General features: G+C 56.7%; 15 protein-coding genes. 5 read left to right on the plus strand and 10 right to left on the minus strand.

The annotated features are described in order from the left end of the window. Positions 1 to 27 precede the first annotated feature (27 nt). The 3 genes from RBB44_RS04580 (at position 28) to RBB44_RS04590 (ending at position 4,180) form a co-directional block, all read left to right on the plus strand. On the plus strand, positions 28 to 1,287 hold the full coding sequence (locus tag RBB44_RS04580; protein ID WP_306149499.1) for a urate hydroxylase PuuD: 1,260 nt from the start codon (positions 28 to 30) through the stop codon (positions 1,285 to 1,287). 289 nt (positions 1,288 to 1,576) lie between these two features. After that, positions 1,577 to 3,292, plus strand: coding sequence for an AMP-binding protein (locus tag RBB44_RS04585; RefSeq protein WP_306149498.1), 1,716 nt, complete (start codon positions 1,577 to 1,579; stop codon positions 3,290 to 3,292). Between the two features lie 6 nt (positions 3,293 to 3,298). Then, on the plus strand, positions 3,299 to 4,180 hold the full coding sequence (locus RBB44_RS04590) for a bile acid:sodium symporter family protein (protein ID WP_209177033.1): 882 nt from the start codon (positions 3,299 to 3,301) through the stop codon (positions 4,178 to 4,180). Between the two features lie 162 nt (positions 4,181 to 4,342). On the opposite strand, the gene RBB44_RS04595 is transcribed toward RBB44_RS04590, so the two are convergent. Then, positions 4,343 to 6,412, minus strand: coding sequence for a peroxidase family protein (locus RBB44_RS04595; RefSeq protein ID WP_306149497.1), 2,070 nt, complete (start codon positions 6,410 to 6,412; stop codon positions 4,343 to 4,345). A gap of 625 nt (positions 6,413 to 7,037) precedes the next feature. Between RBB44_RS04595 and RBB44_RS04600 the strand changes: the two genes are divergently transcribed. After that, a complete protein-coding gene (locus RBB44_RS04600; RefSeq protein WP_306149496.1) occupies positions 7,038 to 9,830 on the plus strand; it encodes a bifunctional aconitate hydratase 2/2-methylisocitrate dehydratase in 2,793 nt (930 codons plus the stop codon). A gap of 76 nt (positions 9,831 to 9,906) precedes the next feature. Here RBB44_RS04600 and RBB44_RS04605 read toward each other — a convergent pair whose 3' ends face one another. The 3 genes from RBB44_RS04605 to RBB44_RS04615 form a co-directional block, all read right to left on the minus strand. After that, positions 9,907 to 10,293, minus strand: a complete 387-nt coding sequence (locus tag RBB44_RS04605) for a hypothetical protein (protein WP_306149495.1) — start codon at positions 10,291 to 10,293, stop codon at positions 9,907 to 9,909. A 199-nt stretch (positions 10,294 to 10,492) separates the two neighbouring features. After that, on the minus strand, positions 10,493 to 11,422 hold the full coding sequence (locus RBB44_RS04610) for a B12-binding domain-containing protein (protein WP_306149494.1): 930 nt from the start codon (positions 11,420 to 11,422) through the stop codon (positions 10,493 to 10,495). Positions 11,423 to 11,544: 122 nt separating this feature from the next. Continuing rightward, complete coding sequence (locus RBB44_RS04615) at positions 11,545 to 13,434, minus strand: 1-deoxy-D-xylulose-5-phosphate synthase (protein ID WP_306149493.1); 1,890 nt, start codon at positions 13,432 to 13,434, stop codon at positions 11,545 to 11,547. Between the two features lie 345 nt (positions 13,435 to 13,779). Between RBB44_RS04615 and RBB44_RS04620 the strand changes: the two genes are divergently transcribed. Further along, positions 13,780 to 14,226: a TspO/MBR family protein gene (locus tag RBB44_RS04620; protein WP_306149492.1), complete on the plus strand. Its 447-nt coding sequence runs from the start codon at positions 13,780 to 13,782 to the stop codon at positions 14,224 to 14,226. Here the strand turns inward: RBB44_RS04620 and RBB44_RS04625 are convergent. From RBB44_RS04625 to RBB44_RS04650, 6 genes are all read right to left on the minus strand, one after another. Then, entirely contained in the window at positions 14,223 to 14,492 is a 270-nt protein-coding gene (locus RBB44_RS04625) for a hypothetical protein (RefSeq protein ID WP_306149491.1), read from the minus strand. The two genes, RBB44_RS04620 and RBB44_RS04625, sit on opposite strands and share 4 nt — an antisense overlap. Further along, entirely contained in the window at positions 14,489 to 15,694 is a 1,206-nt protein-coding gene (locus RBB44_RS04630) for a geranylgeranyl diphosphate reductase (protein WP_306149490.1), read from the minus strand. Before RBB44_RS04630 ends, RBB44_RS04625 begins: the two co-directional genes overlap by 4 nt. Before the next feature lie 29 nt (positions 15,695 to 15,723). Continuing rightward, positions 15,724 to 17,094: a BCD family MFS transporter gene (locus tag RBB44_RS04635; RefSeq protein WP_306149489.1), complete on the minus strand. Its 1,371-nt coding sequence runs from the start codon at positions 17,092 to 17,094 to the stop codon at positions 15,724 to 15,726. Between the two features lie 22 nt (positions 17,095 to 17,116). Further along, complete coding sequence (gene chlG / locus RBB44_RS04640) at positions 17,117 to 18,037, minus strand: chlorophyll synthase ChlG (RefSeq protein WP_306149488.1); 921 nt, start codon at positions 18,035 to 18,037, stop codon at positions 17,117 to 17,119. Between the two features lie 95 nt (positions 18,038 to 18,132). Then, positions 18,133 to 19,569, minus strand: a complete 1,437-nt coding sequence (gene ppsR, locus RBB44_RS04645) for a transcriptional regulator PpsR (protein WP_306149487.1) — start codon at positions 19,567 to 19,569, stop codon at positions 18,133 to 18,135. Further along, entirely contained in the window at positions 19,566 to 20,546 is a 981-nt protein-coding gene (locus tag RBB44_RS04650; protein ID WP_306149486.1) for a cobalamin-binding protein, read from the minus strand. The genes ppsR and RBB44_RS04650 overlap by 4 nt, the downstream gene beginning before the upstream one ends. Positions 20,547 to 20,736: the final 190 nt, after the last annotated feature.

A 20,736-nucleotide genomic window follows, 5' to 3' on the forward strand; every position in this document is an offset into this window, starting at 1 on the left:
GATGGCAAAGTTTTTGGAGGGATTGGAATGCTGGATATCGCCATCATTTGGGACTGGCTGATGTTTGCCGTCAGGTGGCTTCACGTCATCACCGCGATCGCCTGGATCGGATCGTCGTTTTACTTCATCGCCCTTGATCTGGGCCTTAGAAAAGTGCCGCATTTGCCTGTCGGCGCGCATGGTGAAGAATGGCAGGTCCACGGCGGCGGCTTCTACCATATCCAGAAATACCTGGTCGCGCCCGCCAACATGCCGGAACATCTGATCTGGTTCAAATGGGAGAGTTATGCGACCTGGTTGTCCGGTGCAGCCCTCTTGATGATGGTCTACTGGGTCGGCGGCGAGCTCTATCTGATCGATCCGGCAAAAGCGGACCTTGCGCTTTGGCAGGGCATCTTGATCTCCGCAGCATCCCTGTCGATCGGCTGGCTTGTCTATGACTTCCTTTGCAAGTCGAAGCTCGGTGACAATCCGACCCTATTGATGGTTCTCCTGTTCGCGCTGCTGGTCGTCATGGGATATGGCTACAATCTGGTCTTCACCGGCCGGGCCACCATGCTGCATTTGGGCGCCTTTACGGCGACCATCATGTCGGCGAATGTCTTCTTCATCATCATTCCGAACCAGAAAATCGTCGTTGCGGACCTGAAAGCGGGCCGAACGCCTGATCCGAAATACGGCAAGATCGCCAAGCTGCGGTCCACACACAACAACTACCTGACTCTGCCAGTCATCTTCCTGATGCTGTCCAATCACTACCCGTTGGCGTTTGCCTCGGAATACAACTGGGTGATTGCAGCGCTTGTTTTCCTGATGGGCGTCACCATCCGGCACTACTTCAACTCCAACCATGCCGGAACCGGCAATCCGACCTGGACATGGCTGGTAACCGCGCTTCTGTTCCTCGGTGTTATCTGGCTGTCGATGGCTCCGCTTCAGCACGACACCTACGAAGCGTCCGAAGCGCGTCCGCTGACAAGGACCGAGCAGGTCTTTGCCAATGCCGAAGGGTTTGAAGAGGTGATGGCGATCGTGCCCGGGCGCTGTGCCATGTGCCATGCACGGGAGCCCTTCTACGAGGGGATCCACTGGGCACCGAAATATGTGCTTCTGGAGACGGAAGCAGATGTTGTGCGCTCGGCCAAGCAGGTTTACCTGCAGGCTGGCGTGACCAACGCCATGCCGCCGGCCAATGTGTCTCATATGGAAGAGAGCGAACGGCGCGCGATAGTGGCTTGGTACCGGAACGCCACCAAGGATCAGCCGTTCTGGATTGGTGCGCGCTGACGGACCGGTCGGTCAATTTCTTTCACGCTTGAAATAACGCGCTTGTTAAACAGCGTCTGCCCGCCTCCCAATGCTTTAATTCGGGAGGCGGCATTTTTCGCTGTTCGGCTCTGTCAATTAAAGACTTGTGTCATTCGTCAATTCTCCCAATAAAAAACTTTGCCTATGCCCTTGCGTCACGGGGTTTTACTAAGGCCGTCCCGCATCTATGGTTGAGGCACAATCTTCAGTGCTTGAGGAGGCAACTGAAGGTTGTTTGAGGAGCAGGCGTTAATGCCGGGGGGAAGCAATGACATCAAGCGATCGTCCGTGGACCGCGTTTTATGGGCCCGATGTGCGGTCCGATATAGAGGCCGCATCCTACCGCACGATCAGTGACTTGATCCGGTCTGCAGCAGACACTTTCAAGTCTGCCCCGGCTTTCACGACCTGCATGCACAATGGCATGAACGGCACTTTGACCTTCGAGCAGGTCGATGAAATGTCAGACGCCTTTGCGGTCTATCTTCGGGAAGTGGCAGGACTTGCACAGGGCGACCGCGTAGCGTTGCAAATGCCAAATGGCCTGTCGTTTCCAATCGCTGCCTTTGGGGTCTTCAAGGCCGGCTGTGTTCTGGTAAACGTCAACCCGCTTTACACGGCTGAGGAGATGGCGCGGCAGTTCCAGGATGCGGAACCGCATGCGCTGGTGATTGTCGATATGTTTGCCGACAAGATCCCGGCTGCAACAAAGGGACATCCGATCCCCAACATTATCGTCACGCGGGTTGCGGAGTTTTTGCCTTCATTGCCGCGCGGCATCATCGGGTTGGTGCAAAAGTACTGGGACCGGTCGGTCAAACCAATCGAAGTCCCGCATATCCGTTTTCCGGAAGCGCTCGCCGCGGGGCGGGACAACAAAACCCGCGACCATGTCGAAGTTGATGCCTATCACCAGTCCGTCGAGCCCGACGATGTGGCCTGCTTGCAATACACCGGCGGGACGACGGGTGTTGCGAAGGGCGCGATGCTCACCCATAAGAACCTGCTTATGAACATGGAGCAATCGCTGGAGATGTGTCCGGCGGTGCAACGAGGTGAGGAGGTCGCTCTGACAGCCCTTCCACTCTACCATATCTTCGCGTTCACGCTGAATTTGCTTGCCTTTTATTGGATCGGATCGCGGAACATTCTGATCCCGAATCCCCGGCCGCTGACAAATCTCAAACGCGCGTTTGAGAATTACAAGATCACCTGGATGAGCGGGGTGAACACCTTGTTCAACGGTCTGTGCAACGAGACGTGGTTTCTCGACAGCCCGCCAAAATATCTGAAGTTTTCCTCTGCCGGCGGCATGGCCTTGCAGGCAGATGTTGCTCGGAGATGGGAGGAGGTGACAGGCCGGCCGGTGCTGCAGGGCTACGGGCTGACCGAAACCTCACCTGTTCTCAGTTTCAACCCAATCGGCAAGACGCGGGACGGTTCAATCGGGATACCGCTGCCGTCCACCTTGTTGCGCTGTGTGGACGATGACGGCAACCCGGTGCCGCAGGGCGAGCGCGGGGAAATCGCCGCCAAAGGCCCACAGGTCATGGCTGGATATTGGAACAAGCCGGAAGAGACCGCGATCGTCATGCGGGATGGCTGGTTTCTGACAGGTGATATCGGCGTGATGGAGCCGGATGGGTACTTCTACATCGTTGACCGGAAGAAGGACATGATTGTCGTGTCGGGCTTCAATGTGTACCCGAACGAGGTCGAAGACTGCCTTGCCTTGCATCCCGGTATCTTCGAAGCTGCCGTAATTGGCGTTCCGGATGACACCACTGGAGAAGCGGTGAAGGCCTATGTTGTTCTGAACGACAAGAGCCTGACCAAAGAGGCGATCCGGGCTCATTGCAAGGAGCACCTGACAGCGTACAAGGTGCCCAAACGGGTTGAGATCCGGGACGACCTGCCCAAATCAAACGTTGGCAAGATCCTCAGAAAAGACCTGCGCGCAGAAGAGCTGCAGGCGGCGGAGTAACACTACATGGTCGGAGCATTTGAACAGGCGCTTCTGGCGGCCATGATCTTTGTCATCATGCTGGGAATGGGCGCGTCCCTGACCCCGCGCGACTTCTATCTGGCACTGCGCCGGCCCTATGGTCTCGCCGTTGGCGTTGTCTCACAATATGGCTTTATGCCGTTCATCGGCTTCCTGATGACACTGGCTTTGGCATTGCCCGAGCCGATTGCAATCGGGCTGTTGATCATGTCCTGTATGCCGGGCGGCACGACATCGAATATTTTTGCCTATTTCTCCAAAGGTAATCTGGCACTCTCCGTACTCATGACGGTGACCTCGACCGTGTTCGGCGTCATCCTCATTCCGATTGTCCTTGTGATCTACGCCACGGCGCTGGATCTCGAAATCCCGCGGGAAAACATCATCGCAACCCTGGTGATCCTGTTGGTCCCTGTCGCGATCGGCATGGGTTTGCGCAAAATCAGTGCAAATATCGGAGCGGTGACGGAGTTCTTCGGATCGGCCTTGGCCTTGTTCTTTATCGCCTTCATCGCGATCTCCTGGATCCCGCGGAACTGGCAATTCCTTCTGACAACCACACCGGCGACCTATTTCGCAGCGATCATGCTCGGTGTCTTCGGGATATTGGTCGGCTATCTCTTCGCCCGGTCCTTGAAGCTCCATCCACGCAATGTTCGGACAATCGCCTTGGAGACCGGCATTCAGAATGGACCGCTGGCTGTCGCCATCATCGCCCTGACCTTCCCAAGCGACGAGCAGCAGGGGATCATGGCCGTGGCGGCGCTCTATTCCCTGTTCATCGTGATCACGTCGACCTTGGTGACGCTCATCTTCCGGCGGGCGAACACGGCCGCAGAACAGAAGATCCCCGACAGCCTGCTTTAGAGCGTGTCGCGTTTCATCGAATTCAGAATTTTTCAGGTTTCGCGTTCGAGGCGCTACCGAGAGGCAGCGAAACCTGAGTCCGCTTAAACGCGATTTGCTTTAACGGCTGTCGGGTCTCTGCGCCGATCAGATCGCAGCAAGTTGTTCCTCAGTCCTTTGTAATCAGATGATTTGAATATCCGATGCGTCCAACTGCGAAACGGAAACGCCAAGCAGGGTGATCGACAGGCTGTCTGAGAAACGGAAAACGACCCCGGCATCGGTGTCCGCGGCGACGGCCAGGATTTCGGTAGATGACGAGAAACCTGCGACCCCGATTTGAAGGACGTCACCGTTGCGGTTACTGGTGCTGAAATCAGTTACTGTGTCCGATCCGAAGGCTCCGTCAAAGACATAGGCGTCGCTGCCGCGCCCGCCATTGAGGGTGTCGTTGCCCGTGCCGCCGACCAGCACGTCATTGCCATCGCCGCCATAAAGTAGGTCGTTGCCGGCCTGGCCGAACAGGACGTCGTTTCCGTCCTGTCCCTCCAACTGATCATCCCCGCCGGCGCCGTCCAAAATGTCATTGCCGCGATTGCCCAGGATCAGGTCTCTCTCTACCGAACCGACCAGAGCATCATCGCGATTGGTTCCGCCGAGGCGGTCGTGAGCGAGCATCACGTTGTCCTGAATGGAGCGGATGTCCGTGTTGCGCTCGATCACGTCGGCCAGCGTGGTGGACCACAGAGCGTCAATCTGAGCCTGAGGTAGATCCAGGCCCTGGCTCCAGAAGGGATCCCCGTCGCGCAACCGCAAAAACTGATCAAGGAGGATCGTCGCAAACAACTCTCCAACAATCCCGCTGCCCGAAGGGTCCTCGGCTAGCCCGCCGATCCAGGCATCGACCTGATCGACGGATCCGTAAACGCCGGCCAGTTTTGCGGCCAATGTGGCATCCGACGTTATATCCGAGAAGTCAGCTGCGCGTTGCAAGCCGAGGGACTCGCGAAGGTCGTTGTAGCTGGCGACCCCAAGATCCCGGCCGCGCTCGATGTTCAAGGCGGCGAGATCAAGCCCGCCAGACCCTGGAGCGCCAAACAGGAAGGAGCGCACATCCTCTACGATGTGTGTGTCCAACTCTTGCGCCATGCCGTCTGCAAGTCCGCGCAGAAGGGGGTCGATGCCCCCATTCTCTGCAATCTCTGACGGGTTGAAAAACGCTTCACTCAAAGAGAGATTTCCGGCAGCGATGGTGTCGCCATCCCGGTCCAACCTTTGAATGCTGGATGACAAGAGACTGTGGCCAAAGCGGAAAGCGGCAGTTGCAAATTCGACCGAAATGCCAGGATTTAGGTCTGGATTGTACCCGGCGTAATCCGTGATGGCATCCTCTCCCAAGAGGAGTGGCAGAAACTCATTATAGGTGATTGCCTGGATTTCAGCTTCAATGATGATCCGGGCTGCGTCATAGAGTTCATCCGAGCTCATGCTTGTGTCCTGGCGGGCCAGCCGGTCCACCCAGAGGTTATGCTCGCGGGCAAACAGGGTGTGCATGGATGTCAGAGCGACATTTTCCGCAGCGCGCACTTCGCCGGCCAACACGCCACCTGTTTCCGTTTCGATGAGGAGATTGTTGTCCGTCAGGAGCAGCTTCCCTCCGTTGCCGCGCAGCGAGGCGGCAGTTTCGGCATCTGATCCGTAAACCATGGAGGCATCGATAAAGGCGGTGATTTCATTGCTGTATTGCCGGGCAGACGTGGCTCCGGTTCCATCAACAAATCCCGCGCGTGTAAACGGTATGACCGCTTCACCCGTTCCGGTTGGGTCAAAGTCGCTGTCGCCAGCAGGGACAACAATCGGCGCGAATTCAAATCCCTCGCTGCCGGTCAGTGTGATGTCATGATCGATGAATTGGCCCCAGACCCAGAACATGTCGCTCAGGCCGAAGGAACTGGGCTCATCTTCCGTTTGCTCCGCAACCGCATTGCTTATCGCCCGCGCGTTCGGAAGGTCAGTTGCGACGGAGCCGATGCCGTCTATGTAGTTCGCATCTGTTAGCCGCAGCATTTGCTGGCCGACAGATCCCCAGTCGATGTTGGTCTCATGACTGGAGGATCCGTCAATGGACCGGGTTTCAAGAGCCGCGACAAGGTTTGCCTGAATCTGAGCCAAAGTGTTTGGCGCGCTTTGCTGGTTTTGTGGCTGATCCGGGTTTTGCTGATCGCGACGTTGATCTTGATTGGACCGAGGCATCTCAGGCTCCTGATTTTGTTGTTGGATGGGACGGAACGTGCGGTATCGTCAAAACGCCAGTGCACGCGGCGTTTGGACGAATGCGATGAACTGCTGTTGCCTTGGAATGGTGAGGTGAGCGGACGTGGATCGCACGAATAAACGGCAATCGCAGCGCCGGGCTGCGAGCTGGCTGTTGTCGTTGGTTTGTGTTGCGGCCTTGCAAGAAAAATCGCAAGGCAATGGCCTCCGGTACGGAGCAACATACCGCTCGTCCCCCAGTCTGGAGTCCACCACACCCAGAATCATGCACGCCCTTCTGGAACAACCCTTCGGAACAGGATTCATTCCGTTGGCCATGAAAAAATGCTAAGTTAGATAGGATTTGAGGACTGCGGGAATTGGGCGCCGCATCCCAGAGCATCACGCGACAGGCGGTCGTGATAGGCGCATGAATTCGAGTGCCCATTAAGACTTGCTCAGTGGTGTGCGGTTAAGAAGCAATCGAACCGCAATTAATTCAGCGAACAATATTGCATACCATTGTATACTGAATTATGTAGTGCGCAGCGAGCTTACCCGGCGAGCCAGCAAATGTGCGACCCGGCGACTAAGCGATATCCAACTTCAAGACGCCGGGGTCCTTATGAGTCTCTACACTGAATATCTCGCCGAGATCGAAACGCGCAAAGAGCAGGGCTTGCATCCCAAGCCAATCGAAGACGGAGCTCTAGTTGCCGAGCTGATCACGCAGATCAAGGACGCTGGCAACGAACACCGCGACGACTCGCTCAAATTCTTCATCTACAACACCTTGCCAGGAACGACGAGCGCTGCTGGCGTCAAGGCGAAGTTCCTTAAGGAAATCATTCTGGGCGCGGTCAACGTTCCGGAAATCACACCTGCCTTTGCCTTCGAGCTGTTGTCCCACATGAAAGGCGGCCCGTCCGTGGAGGTCCTTTTGGATCTCGCCCTTGGCAACGATGAGGCAATCGCGAAGGACGCTGCCGAAGTCCTGAAGACCCAAGTGTTCCTGTATGATGCAGATACCGATCGTCTGAAAGAAGCCTATGAGGCCGGCAACGAAATCGCCAAGGACATCCTGGAAAGCTACGCGCGGGCCGATTTCTTTACGAAGCTTCCTGACCTGGACGAAGAGATCAAGGTTGTGACCTACATCGCCGCCGAAGGTGATATTTCAACCGACTTGCTTTCGCCGGGTAATCAGGCGCACTCGCGGGCCGACCGTGAACTGCACGGCAAGTGCATGATTTCAGAGAAAGCGCAGAAAGAAATCGAAGCGCTGAAGCTGCTGCATCCGGGCAAGCGCGTGATGCTGATTGCCGAAAAGGGTACCATGGGTGTCGGCTCGTCCCGCATGTCCGGTGTCAACAACGTGGCCCTTTGGACCGGCAAACAGGCAAGCCCATATGTGCCGTTTGTTAACTTTGCTCCGATTGTTGCCGGCACCAACGGTATTTCTCCGATCTTCCTGACAACAGTCGGCGTGACCGGCGGCATCGGTGTCGATCTGAAAAACTGGGTCAAGAAACTCGGCCCGGACGGCAATCCGATCCTGAACAACGATGGCAACCCGGTGCTGGAGCAGAAGTATTCCGTCGAAACCGGCACGGTTCTGACCATCAACACGAAGAAGCAAAAACTATTCAATGAGGCTGGCGATGAAGAGCTGGTCGACATGTCTTCTTCTTTCACTCCCCAAAAGATGGAGTTCATGAAGGCCGGTGGGTCTTACGCCATCGTCTTCGGCAAGAAGCTGCAGACATTGGCTGCGGAAACGCTCGGCATCGAAACACCGCCGGTCTTTGCACCGTCCAAGGAAGTGTCTCACGAAGGCCAGGGCCTGACTGCCGTTGAAAAGATCTTCAACAAGAACGCAGTTGGCTCCACTCCAGGAAAGGTTCTTCATGCCGGCTCAGACGTCCGCGTTCGGGTCAACATTGTCGGCTCGCAGGACACCACTGGCCTGATGACCTCCCAGGAGCTGGAAGCCATGGCCGCGACGGTCATCTCTCCGCTCGTCGATGGCGCCTATCAGTCCGGGTGTCACACGGCTTCCGTCTGGGACCTGAAGGCCCAGGCCAACACGCCGCGCCTGATGGCATTCATGCACAGGTTCGGCCTGATCACCGGCCGCGATCCCAAGGACGTCTACCACCCGATGACGGACGTCATTCACAAGGTTCTGAACGACATCACGGTCGACGACTGGGACATCATCATCGGCGGTGACAGCCACACCCGCATGTCCAAGGGCGTTGCCTTTGGCGCGGACTCCGGAACTGTGGCGCTGGCGCTCGCGACCGGTGAGGCGTCCATGCCAATCCCGGAAAGCGTGAAGGTCACGTTCAAGGGCTCCATGAAGGATCACATGGACTTCCGCGATGTCGTGCACGCCACCCAGGCCCAGATGCTGAAGCAGCATGGCGACAACGTCTTCCAGGGCCGCATCATCGAGGTGCATATCGGCACCCTTCTGGCGGACCAGGCGTTCACTTTCACCGACTGGACTGCGGAAATGAAGGCCAAGGCCTCCATCTGTATCTCCAACGATGAAACCCTGATCGGATCTCTTGAGCTTGCCAAGGGCCGCATCCAGACCATGATCGACAAGGGCATGGACAACGATGCCAAGGTTCTGCAGGGCCTGATCGACAAGGCAGACAAGCGCATTGCCGAAATCAAGTCTGGCGAAAAACCGGCGCTGACCCCGGATGCCGATGCGAAGTATTTCGCTGAAGTCGTTGTCGATCTGGATGAGATCGATGAGCCGATGATCGCGGATCCGGACGTCAACAACGCCGATGTCTCCAAACGGTACACGCACGACACGATCCGTCCTGTGTCCTTCTACCACGGCGAAAAGAAAGTCGACCTCGGCTTCGTCGGGTCCTGCATGGTGCACAAGGGCGACATCAAGATCGTTGCTCAGATGCTCAAGAACCTGGAAAAGTCGCAAGGCAAGGTCGACTTCAAGGCACCGCTTGTTGTGGCTGCTCCGACCTACAACATCATCGATGAGTTGAAGGAAGAGGGCGACTGGGACGTTCTGCAGAAGTACTCCGGCTTTGAGTTCAACGACAATGCACCGAAGACTGCAGCCCGGACCGAATACGAGAACATCCTGTATCTGGAGCGTCCCGGCTGTAACCTTTGCATGGGTAACCAGGAGAAGGCCGCCAAGGGCGATACCGTTCTGGCCACATCCACCCGTCTGTTCCAGGGGCGTGTGGTCGCGGATTCTGAGACCAAGAAGGGGGAATCCCTACTTGCTTCGACACCGGTCGTGGTGCTGTCTGCGATCCTTGGCCGGACACCGACGATGGACGAGTACAAGGAAGCGGTTGAAGGCATCAACCTGACCAAGTTTGCTCCGCCGCTGCAGAAGCCGCTGGATTCAAAGTCTGTCCACTTTTAAGCGAGAAAGACAAGCCGGTTTATCGGCTGACAGATCAAATACGAAAAGGGCGGCAGAGATCTCTGCCGCCCCTTTTTTATGCCTTCCAGTCGCCGATGCCATGCCACCACTGATTAATCAGGCCCAGGCTCAAAGCCGGGTAGGGGGTGCCAGGATCGGGGTCCTCGGGGTGCGGGAGTGCGCCATGTGACTGAAGAACTCTGAGGCTCGTTAGGAAATCGCGCATGCGGTTTGTAATTTGCCGGATCTCGTCCGGGGTTTTCGCAACAGACCCGCTGGTGGGCCGATAAAACTGCTCCCACTGCCGGTAGAGCGTGTGGCCGAGTTCAATAACTTCCTGCTCGCCATGCGGTTCGAGGCCAAGGCACATTTTGATGATTTTGGTTGCAGGGCCTTTGCCGTCTGTGAAACCTGGTGTCACCGATGGGTCTCTTTTCTGTTCTTTTTCTTGGGTGTCCGACATCTGTCATGCCTGCAGCGTGTAAAATCTGTTGGACGGCAGAGCCTCTCCCTTTTGAGAACAAAAGGGACATTTTAGAGGCGCTGAGAGATTTGGTTTGGGACGTTTTGATTACCTGGCAACGTTTGAGTCGCCAAGCAGGCCTTTAGGTGGCAAAGCTGCCGTTGGGTGAAGCAATGGCTTTTTTCAATTCAGGACGAGATCATCCAACGGCTTGTTCGGCCAACGTGATGGCTTCCAAAGCCGAGAGAGCGACGAAATCGGCTCCCATGTTTTGGAAGCTGTCCGGATGCGTCAGGACAGCAGCACCGCCAATGACGATCTTAGTCGTGTCGGTCGCTGCTTCCGACCGGCACCGTTGAATGGCTTCCATGCAGTCATTGGCCTCTTCGAGACGCCCGACCGACAGACCAAGCATGTCATACGGCCTGGCAGACAAGCGCATATACATTGTGTCACCGATTTCCATATCGGCGCCGCCATCGACGATCCATCCAAGGTCACGGAAACACATTCTCACCAGGTTCACACCAAGCGTATGTTTGGTCCCGTGCGACCGCGCCAGCAAGATACGTTTGGCCGACGTTGGTACGGATGGCTGAGGCCCGGCATGGGTCAGATGATTGACGATGTTGCTCAACCGTGTTGAAGCCACGGCAACCTGCATGAAATCGGCATCATCGGTGCACCAGTAGTTGCCAAGCTCGGTTGCGATCGGGCAAAGCAAGTGAATGGCCAGTGTCTGAAGCGGGATGTTGGTTTGGACAAGTTCCTCGATCAGATCCCGGTGGTGGCGAGGGTCCGGGTCGATCAGTGATTTCAGGAACGGCACGCGGTAGGAAATAGCAACATCCATGGACGGCATTTGCCGTGCCCGCTCATCCAGTTCGGGATGCAAACGAAGATCGAGACCCGAAACCGGGTTCCCGTTCACAATTAGTTTTGCAGCCTTTGGATGAAGCGCTCCGACCAAACCGGACACTTGCCCACGCACAGTCGTCTCCAGAACGGTGAGGTCCTGCAGAGACAAATTGGCAGCATCGTCTGCCTTCAACGTCTGGCCATTGCCAGCAAGGTCCGACGGGGTCTTGTTTCTTTCCGTCTGTCGCTCGCTGTCGTCTTTATAGGCCAATTCCCCCTCCCGATGTCTCGGCCTAGGCGGTCAAGCTCCTCCAAGCAAAAGATCGTACTATACAACCTTTCCCCCGCCAATTGAGATCACCTATTCGTCTCTGCAATAATAAGTGCCGGTCTTCAACGGTCCTCCGCATGGTGCGTCCACATGGGGCGATCTTGTATTCGGGTGGTCCCGCCTCCGAGTGTTGCCCGTGACCCGTGACCCATGCGTGACAGGGTCACACGCACGAGATCGGCGATCTGGCGGGCATTCAGCCCGGCTTCATTATACATTTCCCAAGGCGATGCTTGCGAAATGAACGTATCGGGCAGTGTCATCGTGCGTACGCCGCAGCGTCCATCCAGTAGGCCTTGGTCTGCAAGGTGATGCAAAACGAGGGCCCCAAAGCCGCCGGTCGCGCCTTCTTCGACTGTCACCAGCAGCTCATGGGTCTCAACAAGGTCCTCAATCAGCTCCGTATCGAGTGGTTTGGCAAAGCGGGCATCGGCGACCGTGACGGATATGCCGAGTGCGGACAAAAGCGCTCGGGCTTCGAGGCATTGTTCCAGCCGTCCGCCGAAAGACAACAGCGCGGCTGTGTGCCCGATGTCGACGATCCGGCCTTTTCCGATCGGCAGGGCAACCGGTTGAACGGGAAGTTGTGCGCCCGTTCCTTCACCGCGCGGGTACCGGAAAGCAATGGGGCCAAGGTCGTGTTCGGTCGCTGTCTTGACCATGTTGACCAGTTCCGCTTCGTCAGCGGCGGCCATCACCGTGAAATTCGGCAAATTTGCCAGGAAACCGATATCAAAGGCTCCGGCGTGGGTGGCGCCGTCGGCGCCGACAAGACCTGCACGATCAATGGCAAAACGAACGGGAAGGTTTTGCAGGGCGATGTCATGGACGACCTGATCATAGCCGCGCTGCAGGAAGGTGGAATAGATCGCGCAGAACGGCCGCATACCGCTGGCGGCAAGCCCTCCGGCAAAGGTCACTGCATGTTGCTCTGCGATCCCGACATCGAAACTGCGATCCGGAAATTGTTTTCCAAACAGGTCAACACCAGTTCCCTCCGCCATGGCGGCAGTGATGGCGATAACCCGGTCATCCTGCCGGGCTTCCTCAATCAAAGCGTTGGCAAAGACCTTGGTGTAGCTCGGCGCCTTTGGAACCGACTTGGACTGTTTTCCGGACGGAACGTCGAACTTCGAAACGCCATGATATTTGTCGCTTGCCGCCTCCGCATGGACATAGCCGGCCCCCTTGCGGGTGATGGCATGCAAGACGACAGGGCCCGTGCCGTCTTCTTTCAACTGGCGCAATGTCTCCAAGAGAGTTGGAATATTATGCCCGTCGATGGGACCATGATAGGCAAATCCCATATTCTCAAAGAAGCTGCGTTCCCGCTGGACTGTATCGGACTGAGCGAGGGTGTTGAGATGATCCGATAATGCGCCTGTCGGCGGGGAAATCGACATGTTGTTGTCGTTCAGGATGACGATCATGCGGCTGTTGAGGTGGCCGGCGTTGTTGAACCCCTCATAGGCCATACCGGCTGTCATGGCGCCGTCGCCAATGACACAGATGACATGGCCGTCCTTGTCCTCAAGATCACGGGCAACGGCAAATCCAAGCCCGGCAGAGATCGATGTGGAAGAGTGGGCAGCTCCGAATGGATCGTACGGACTTTCGCTGCGTTTCGTGAAGCCGGAGAGGCCGTCCTTTTTGCGCAAGGTCCGCATTCTATCACGCCGGCCGGTCAGGACTTTGTGCGGGTAGCACTGGTGGCTTACGTCCCAGATCAGGGTGTCGTCCGGCGTGTCGAACACTGCGTGGATGGCGACAGTGAGTTCGACGACGCCAAGACCAGATCCCAGATGGCCGCCGGTTTCTGACACGATATCAATAACATCTGTCCGAAGTTCATCAGCAAGTTGGGCGAGTTCGCCATCACTGAGGCTTTTCAGGTCTCCTGGCGTGTGGATGGTATCCAGCAATGGGGTTGCGGATGTCTTGTTGGAGCTCATTGCGTTTCCTCCACCGCATGGTTCCGTCTTTCTGGTGGTGCCAAGCTGTGACCAGCTTCACGTACGACCAGTAGACACTGATGTCGTTAGGATATTCTCGGGGATCTTGATAGATGTGTAAACTTTTTTTTACACATAAGGATGGGAAATATGTCGTCAAAGTTGACAGTTTAAGCGGGTCGCGGCACGTTTTTGGGCTATCATGAGCAAAGCGGCGGTGGGCTTGTTTTCCTGCCAGGTGCCCTTTAATCCAGTGTGACAGTTCGCAAACGGTCCGCAGTTCTTCATTTGGGAACCCGCGTTTCTATCTATTGCAGGGTCTAATCCCCCGGAACGGAGCCTTTGATGGCCATCGCAGTTTTTATTGGTGTCGTTTTCCTGGCTGCGGCCAGCGGTGCCGTGTTCAAACCAGGACCGTGGTACGAGGAGCTGCGGAAGCCAAGCTGGACACCGCCAAACTGGGCTTTCCCTGTGGTCTGGACACTTCTTTACATCATGATCGCCTATGCTGGCTGGAGTGTCTGGTCCAAGGTTGGTTGGTCGTTGCCGATCGTATTCTGGGCCTTGCAGATCGTGCTCAATGCGGCTTGGTCCTGGTTGTTCTTCGGATTGCGGCGCATGGATCTGGCGCTTGTTGATGTCGGTTTTCTCTGGCTGGCAATTGCCGGGTTTATTGTTACTGCGTGGCCTGTTTCACCGATCGCAGCCCTGCTTTTCGTGCCTTATCTTGCCTGGGTGACAACTGCCGGATTGCTCAACCGAGCCGTCCAGCAGCTGAACCCGGGAGTCTAAACACGTAATCGCGTGATCAGGTCCCATATATGGGCGATCAGTGCGAGGCTTAGAAACGACAGCACAAGAAACAGGGCATCGCCGCGCAGGGCAAACCCAAGCGCGGCCATCAGGCAGCTTCCGGCAAGGACATTGGCGAGCAACAACTTGAATCGCTCGCCAGGTGCGTTCGAAAACCTGCAAAGAACTGCGAACTCTATCCAAAGAAACAGAACTGCGCCGAACGGCAGCCATCCGGACTGCAGCCACGTCAAAAGCAGGTTCATTTCTGGCTGGCCGGCAGGCCTGCAAGTTGTGCCAGATCCTTGAAGAACACCCGGATATGACCGAGCGGATCGCGGCGAACCAGGCGCTTGTTGAGATAAGATTCCCAGGTCAGGCGCTGGACGTCCGGATCGGCGCACATCGTTACGAACCGCTCCCGCAAACCGTCACTGCGATACCAAACGGCCTGCATGATGCCGAGAATGAAAAAGATACGGCCATGTTCCGCCATGAACCGGCGCCGGGCTTGGCGCAAAGCGGATGCTTGGCCGGTCGCAAGGCACTCAGCAACCGCATCTGCACTCAGGTTGCCACACAGCATAGCGTAGTAGATGCCTTCGCCAGACGATGGGGCAACGGTGCCTGCGGCATCGCCGGCAAGAAGGACATTCTTCCCGTTGTCCCAACGCCGCATTGGTTTGAGGGGCAGCGGAGCCCCTTCGCGCCGAATCGTCCGTTGTCCGGTCAACCCTGCACGGTCGCGCAAGTCCGACGTGGCATCCCTGAGGTTATGTCCCTTGACCGCGGAGCCGCAGCCGACGGACGTTTGTCCCCCATGCGGGAAGACCCAGCCATAGAAGTCGGGAGAAATCCGGCCGTCATAGACAACGTCGCAGCGGTCGCGCTGGAAGGCGTCTGGGTCCGGAGCCTCCGGGCTTTCCACGATCTCGTGATAGGCAAAAACGTAAGGCGGCTTCTTCTTCGCGGGAAACATCAACCGTCTGACAGCGGAATTGGCGCCATCTGCACCAATTACCATGCGCGCATTGAGGTGTTCCGTTGTTCCAGGATTCTCTGGATCAGTCCCGTCCACTTTCAGGTCTAGGCTTCCATTCGACGCTGTGTCCATGCCAGCCAGCTTGCCTCTGACAAATTGGGCACCTGCCTGTTCAGCCCGGGCGCGCAGATATGGATCAAAGGTTTCCCGGTCGACCATGCCGACAAATCCAATATCGCCAATGCGCATTTCCACCGCATTCCCGGACGGTGCAATGACACGCGCCGCATTGGCCCGGGCAACCAGCAAGTCTTCAGAGATCTCAAAGTCTTTCAGGGCGCGGGACGGGATTGCCCCGCCACAGGGTTTGATCTTGTTGTCCGGGTCGACCAGAACAACAGAATGACCGGATCGCGCCAAGCGCTCCGCAGCGATCGCACCACAAGGACCGCCTCCAATGACAGCAACATCAAAATTCGATTTCATTGCAGGCTCCCTGGTGTGAGGTTTTGCGCCTATTCGGCGGGCACTGCCGATGGTTCCCGGTTTACGGGCAAACGAGGTTTGGCAACTTGACCGCCGCCGATCCGCAACGCGATGGCCGCGGACATGAGGAACAAGACGGCTTCCATTGAAAAGACGATTGCAAAAGCGGTGCTGTCCTGGGCCGTCGCCCATCGCCCGAGGGTCAAGGCGATCGTGCCGGCCAGTCCTCCAAGGCCGAAGGAGATGGCCTGAGCTGCGCCCCAAACGCCCATCCGCATGCCTTCGTTGGCTTTTTTTCCGGCGCCCGCGAGAATCATCATGGTGCCAATGGCCGCAACGGCGAACGCGCCATTCATGAAACCGAGTACGAAGATGTTGACCTCAAGCGGCCAGGCCGGTGCAAATGATGCCGAGACCGCAAGACCGGCGAGCGCCACGCCCGAACCGACACAGCCGGTGACAATGAACATCTTCATCAGGCCGGGTTTGCGTTTTGAAAACAGCCATCCGGCGATCCCGACAAGTGCCATGCCCGCAAAGATACCGCCGTGTTGCGTTCCAGACAGCTTTGTTGTCTCGCCCGGAGACATGCCGAACAACAAGCCGGCAAACGGTTCCAGGATCAGGTCTTGTGTGGAATAGGCCAGCATCGACAGGAAGATGAACACGGTCAAAAGGCGGGCTTCCGGATCGCTCCAGACTTCACGGACACTTTCGCGGAAACTGCCCGGTTTCTCGCGGCCAGTCTCGCCCACCATGGTCGGTTTGCGTTCAATTCCGGCAACTGCGATGGCCGAAAGAACCAGAACCGCAACGCCGGTGAGGGCGGTGACTGTAACAAGTCGGAGATGCGAATAAGGTTCAAGGTTGATCCCGGTGACAATTGAAGTCACCACGATGCCGGCAATCATCAGCATCCAGGTGATCGTGGCTGCCGATGCCCGGCGTTCCGGTGCCGTTTTGGTCGCAATCAACGTGAGTAGGGATGTGCCGCTTGCCCCGATGCCGACCCCGATAAGCGCGTAGGCGAGAAGCGCCGCTGCCAAGCCGGCTGCAAAGCTGATCTCGAAAAGAAATGTGGTTGCCGCGGCTGCTGTCCCACTTACGGCGAGAAGCGCCAAACCGCCCAGGATCCAATGGGTTCGCGAGTTTCCAATATCCGACCGGTGCCCCCACAAGGGTCTGGAGATCTGCACGCCGTAGTGGAGCCCGACAAGCAAGCCAGGAATAACGGCTGCCAGGGCCAACTCGACGATCATGACCCTGTTCAGCGTAGAGTTGGTGAGAACCACAATGGCGCCCAGTGACGCCTGTACAAGCCCAAGACGCAAAATCGAGATCCAGCTCAGCCCTTTGACCGCTGTGGAGTTTTGCTGATTGGCGTCTCCCCGACCGAACATGGGGATCTCCCTTTTAATAAGCCTAAGAGATGGCTGGCACCAAAGTGCGCAGTCCAAATGCTGTGATCATCATTCCTGTGACGTAGAGCCCGACACCGATGGCCGAGTACCAAACTGCAAATCGCACGGGATTGCGGGCAAAGCGAACCATGCACACCATCTGCAGCAGCAGAACAATAAGGATTGCCAAGGCATAGACCGGCAGTCCGAGCATCCAGAGTGTCAGGACAACGCCCGCCTGAGCCACGGTCATGACGGCGCAGGCGATGAGGGCTGCGGATCGTTCCCCATGCAGAACGGGAAGGGTCCGGATGCCCATTTCCTTGTCGCCTGCAATCGCCTTGAAATCGTTCAGCGTTAGAATGCCATGGGCACCAAGGCCATAGAGCAAGGCCACGATCCAGATTGGTGTTTCCGGCACAAGGCCGGTCATGGCGGTCGCTGCTGTCAGCCAAGGCAGGGTTTCGTAACTGAAGCCGACAACGCCATTGCCCAGCCAGCCGTTTTGCTTGAAGCGGAAGGGCGGCGCGCTGTAGGCCCAGGCAAAGGCAAGACCGAGAAGCGCTGCTGCAAAGATGAAGGAACCCATCAGTCCGGCGACAACCAGCGAGAGCGCCGACATGATGATAGAGATATAAAGACCCCAGTGTCCTGGCATCCGGCCGGACGGGATCACCCGGTCCGGTTCGTTGATCGCATCAACATGTCTGTCGAACCAGTCGTTCACCGCCTGGCTGGTGCCGCACAAAAGCGGGCCGGCCAAGAGGACGCCGAGCACGATGAACCCCAAACGCCCATCCATCCCGTGACCTGTGGAGATCGCACCGCACGCATAGGCCCACATCGGCGGAAACCAGGTGATCGGCTTGAGCAAAGCGACGATCGCGCCGGGCATGGGCCAGTTGGCCTGTGGTGTTTGGCGGGTGAGTTCCATACCAAACATGCTAGGCGCCGCCCTAAAAAGTGTCAATTAAAATTGACACATTACGCGGCTATAAAGTGTTACTGTAAATGAGAGTTGACGGTCGCTCGAAAGCTTCAACTGCCGGGACGGTAGTTTTCGAGCCCGTGCCGGCGCAGTTTAATGTAGAGGCTTTGACGAGAGAGGCCCAGGATCTCGGCCGCGCTGGCGCGGTTGTTGTTGGTCTGGTCAAGGGCGGCTTCAATGCAGATCCGCTCAACAACGTCCAGTGACTCGCGGATCAGCTCCTTCAAGGGCACTTTGCCAACGAGGCTCGCAAATCCCTCGGCCTGATCTGGTGTCGCGGGTGGCGGCAAGGTCATTTTACCAGCGCTGGCCGCTTGAGGAATAACCAGCAGCTGTGTGGTGTCGGTCTCTTTGTTGTAATGGGCGGAGAGACTGACATCCTGACCCTCGCCGAGCGTATCGGTCAGAACAGAAGAGAACCCGCTGAGGGTCTTTTCGTCCCGGACGCGGGTGAAGAGAACACTCAATTCGACGGTGGATTTGCCGAGCCAGTTTGACACATTTCGTCCGACCACTTGATTGAGGGTCGGTGCATGAACGCGGTCCAGAAACAAGGTATTTGCTGATAAAACCGTGCCTTCGCCATCAATTGTCAACGCGGCTTCGGGCAGCAGTTCCAGATCAACGCGAACGCCATTGAGATGATCGCTGGAGCGTTTTGCATCACTCCTGTCCGGTTCTTGGGAATTCTCCAGGGTAATGACCAGGTTTGTGGTGCCGTGTTCCCGGTAGGCGCGCAGTTTTGCGTCGAACGTACTTCCCGCGCTGCTGTGAAGGTTGGCAAGCTGGACCGGTTCACCGCTATGGCGGGCTTCGCCAATCGCATCTGCAAGACGTTCCCGGTCCTCTTTCTTAAAGAGATCCCGCATCGCCTTTCCGGTCAGGTTTCCTGAGGCGCCGGTCAAGAGAGATACAGCTGCCGTATTCGCTTCCAGAATTGTTCTTTTTTCACCGTCCAGTACGACATGGGCTGTTTCGGACATCTTGAAGACAGTCCGATACCGCGCTTCGGCCTGCCGGAGTTCGCGGTAGTCGGCCTCCATTGCGATCTGCGCTTCCACCAATCGCTGCTGATCCAGCATCTGCTGCCGCATTTCGTGTCCGACAACAATGGTGAAGGGAAAGTCGTCAGTCCTGCTGGCCGTGTAGGCGACCGGAAGGTCGGGAAGGCCGCTGGCGCTGTGGTTGACCTGATAGCCACGGGCTGGCCGCTTTTTCGCCGGGGCAAGAAGGGCGTCAATTTTCGGAATAGATTCCACCGTTACGCAGTCGCGCAGGGGCTTGCCGACAATGGCTGCCAAACCATACGCATCCAGATCGGCGTTGCGGTAATGGAGGCGATTTACGACACCTTTGTCGTCCACCAATGCAACGATATCGGCACCCAATCCGATCAAGGCTGTTAAGGCGTCTGCGCCCAGCAAATCAAGCAAATCAGTCCCAACCCCGATATCTTGCAGCGCGCCATGTGTCGAGGGAGAGGTCATTGGGAATGCCGATCGATGCTGCTTTTTCTTCTTTTTGCATCGCGGTCTTCCTGCGCGGCAAAGTGATTGATTTTTTCCAAATTGTAGAAACTCTCAGCGATTTTTACCGCTGAAAGCGCGCTATCGCAAATACAATCGACGCCCATTTCCACAAGGGGGTCGATAAAGTCAAGGGTAGCAGCACCGCCTGCAATTATGGGTAGTGTTTTGTGGCTGGAATACAATTTGATGTCGTTAATCAGTTGGATTGCGTTGCTTTTGAGGTATGTGGTGCTCCACGCAATGCAGACAACATCAGCTTGAGTTACCACTTTGGCGAACTCAAATTCACTCAGTGATTCGTGCGGAACAACCTGTTGCTGCCATCCAAGTGCCTGAAAAAGGGCGCCAGTGAGGTAGGACATCAGGCTGTGTTGTTCATCAACGGGCAGAAAGATGACGGCGAACGGGGCCTTCGATCCAGAGCGCTCCCGCGCAGCTTCCGTGGTGAGGGCTTGAGCAATGGCTTGCAGCCGGGCTGAAGCGATCGTGACATCGATGAAGCTGGCTGCGTCGCAGCTCCAGTTCTTGCCCAGTTCGCGCGCAACCGCTTCTAAAAGCATGACTTTCATTGCGGTGGGCGGAAGTGCTGCCGGGTTGCCATTTGATCTGAACCTGGAGCGGACTTCCTCGTCCAGAAAGGCAAGATGATCCTGTATGCGGGCATCAGGTGCCAGGATACGTTCGTACATTTCTGCGATAACAGATTTGTAGCGGATGTCGGTTTCAAGACCTGCATCCAGCAGGCCAGATAATTGCTCTGCGGCCATTGCTGCTACTGGTCCTTGGATGAGGTTGCGGAGAGTCGCTTGTTCGCCGCTGCTAAGCCGGGATTTCTTTACCATATTTGCCTGATCAGAAACAAAAATATTGCCGTCGGCAGGCTCTGTCCGGCGGGCGTCCGCGGTTTCAACGGGCAATTCTGTTGTGCCGTTCATCCTCACTTCGCGGTCGGCCTCCCTGGCCTTACGGAAAGGGGTCATGCTCCGGCGTGCGCAATTGTTGCTTTTATTTGCACCTTGAGCCTGCTTAGCATGACTCTCACGTGACGTGATGTAAACAAAAATATACGTCAATCAAAGTTGACACTTTTGCAGTTGCGGCGTTACCCTCACTCATCTGCTGAAC

It is taken from the genome of Roseibium sp. MMSF_3247, assembly GCF_030733765.1.
GTDB lineage: Bacteria > Pseudomonadota > Alphaproteobacteria > Rhizobiales > Stappiaceae > Roseibium.

Excerpts from the sequence above, each read along its gene's own strand:
- RBB44_RS04580 (WP_306149499.1), top strand. The coding sequence starts at position 28 with ATGCTGGATATCGCCATCATTTGGGACTGGCTGATGTTTGCCGTCAGG.
- RBB44_RS04585 (WP_306149498.1), top strand. The coding sequence starts at position 1,577 with ATGACATCAAGCGATCGTCCGTGGACCGCGTTTTATGGGCCCGATGTG.
- RBB44_RS04590 (WP_209177033.1), top strand. The coding sequence starts at position 3,299 with ATGGTCGGAGCATTTGAACAGGCGCTTCTGGCGGCCATGATCTTTGTC.
- RBB44_RS04595 (WP_306149497.1), bottom strand. The coding sequence starts at position 6,412 with ATGCCTCGGTCCAATCAAGATCAACGTCGCGATCAGCAAAACCCGGAT.
- RBB44_RS04600 (WP_306149496.1), top strand. The coding sequence starts at position 7,038 with ATGAGTCTCTACACTGAATATCTCGCCGAGATCGAAACGCGCAAAGAG.
- RBB44_RS04605 (WP_306149495.1), bottom strand. The coding sequence starts at position 10,293 with ATGTCGGACACCCAAGAAAAAGAACAGAAAAGAGACCCATCGGTGACA.
- RBB44_RS04615 (WP_306149493.1), bottom strand. The coding sequence starts at position 13,434 with ATGAGCTCCAACAAGACATCCGCAACCCCATTGCTGGATACCATCCAC.
- RBB44_RS04620 (WP_306149492.1), top strand. The coding sequence starts at position 13,780 with ATGGCCATCGCAGTTTTTATTGGTGTCGTTTTCCTGGCTGCGGCCAGC.
- RBB44_RS04625 (WP_306149491.1), bottom strand. The coding sequence starts at position 14,492 with ATGAACCTGCTTTTGACGTGGCTGCAGTCCGGATGGCTGCCGTTCGGC.
- RBB44_RS04630 (WP_306149490.1), bottom strand. The coding sequence starts at position 15,694 with ATGAAATCGAATTTTGATGTTGCTGTCATTGGAGGCGGTCCTTGTGGT.
- RBB44_RS04635 (WP_306149489.1), bottom strand. The coding sequence starts at position 17,094 with ATGTTCGGTCGGGGAGACGCCAATCAGCAAAACTCCACAGCGGTCAAA.
- chlG (WP_306149488.1), bottom strand. The coding sequence starts at position 18,037 with ATGTTTGGTATGGAACTCACCCGCCAAACACCACAGGCCAACTGGCCC.
- ppsR (WP_306149487.1), bottom strand. The coding sequence starts at position 19,569 with ATGACCTCTCCCTCGACACATGGCGCGCTGCAAGATATCGGGGTTGGG.
- RBB44_RS04650 (WP_306149486.1), bottom strand. The coding sequence starts at position 20,546 with ATGAACGGCACAACAGAATTGCCCGTTGAAACCGCGGACGCCCGCCGG.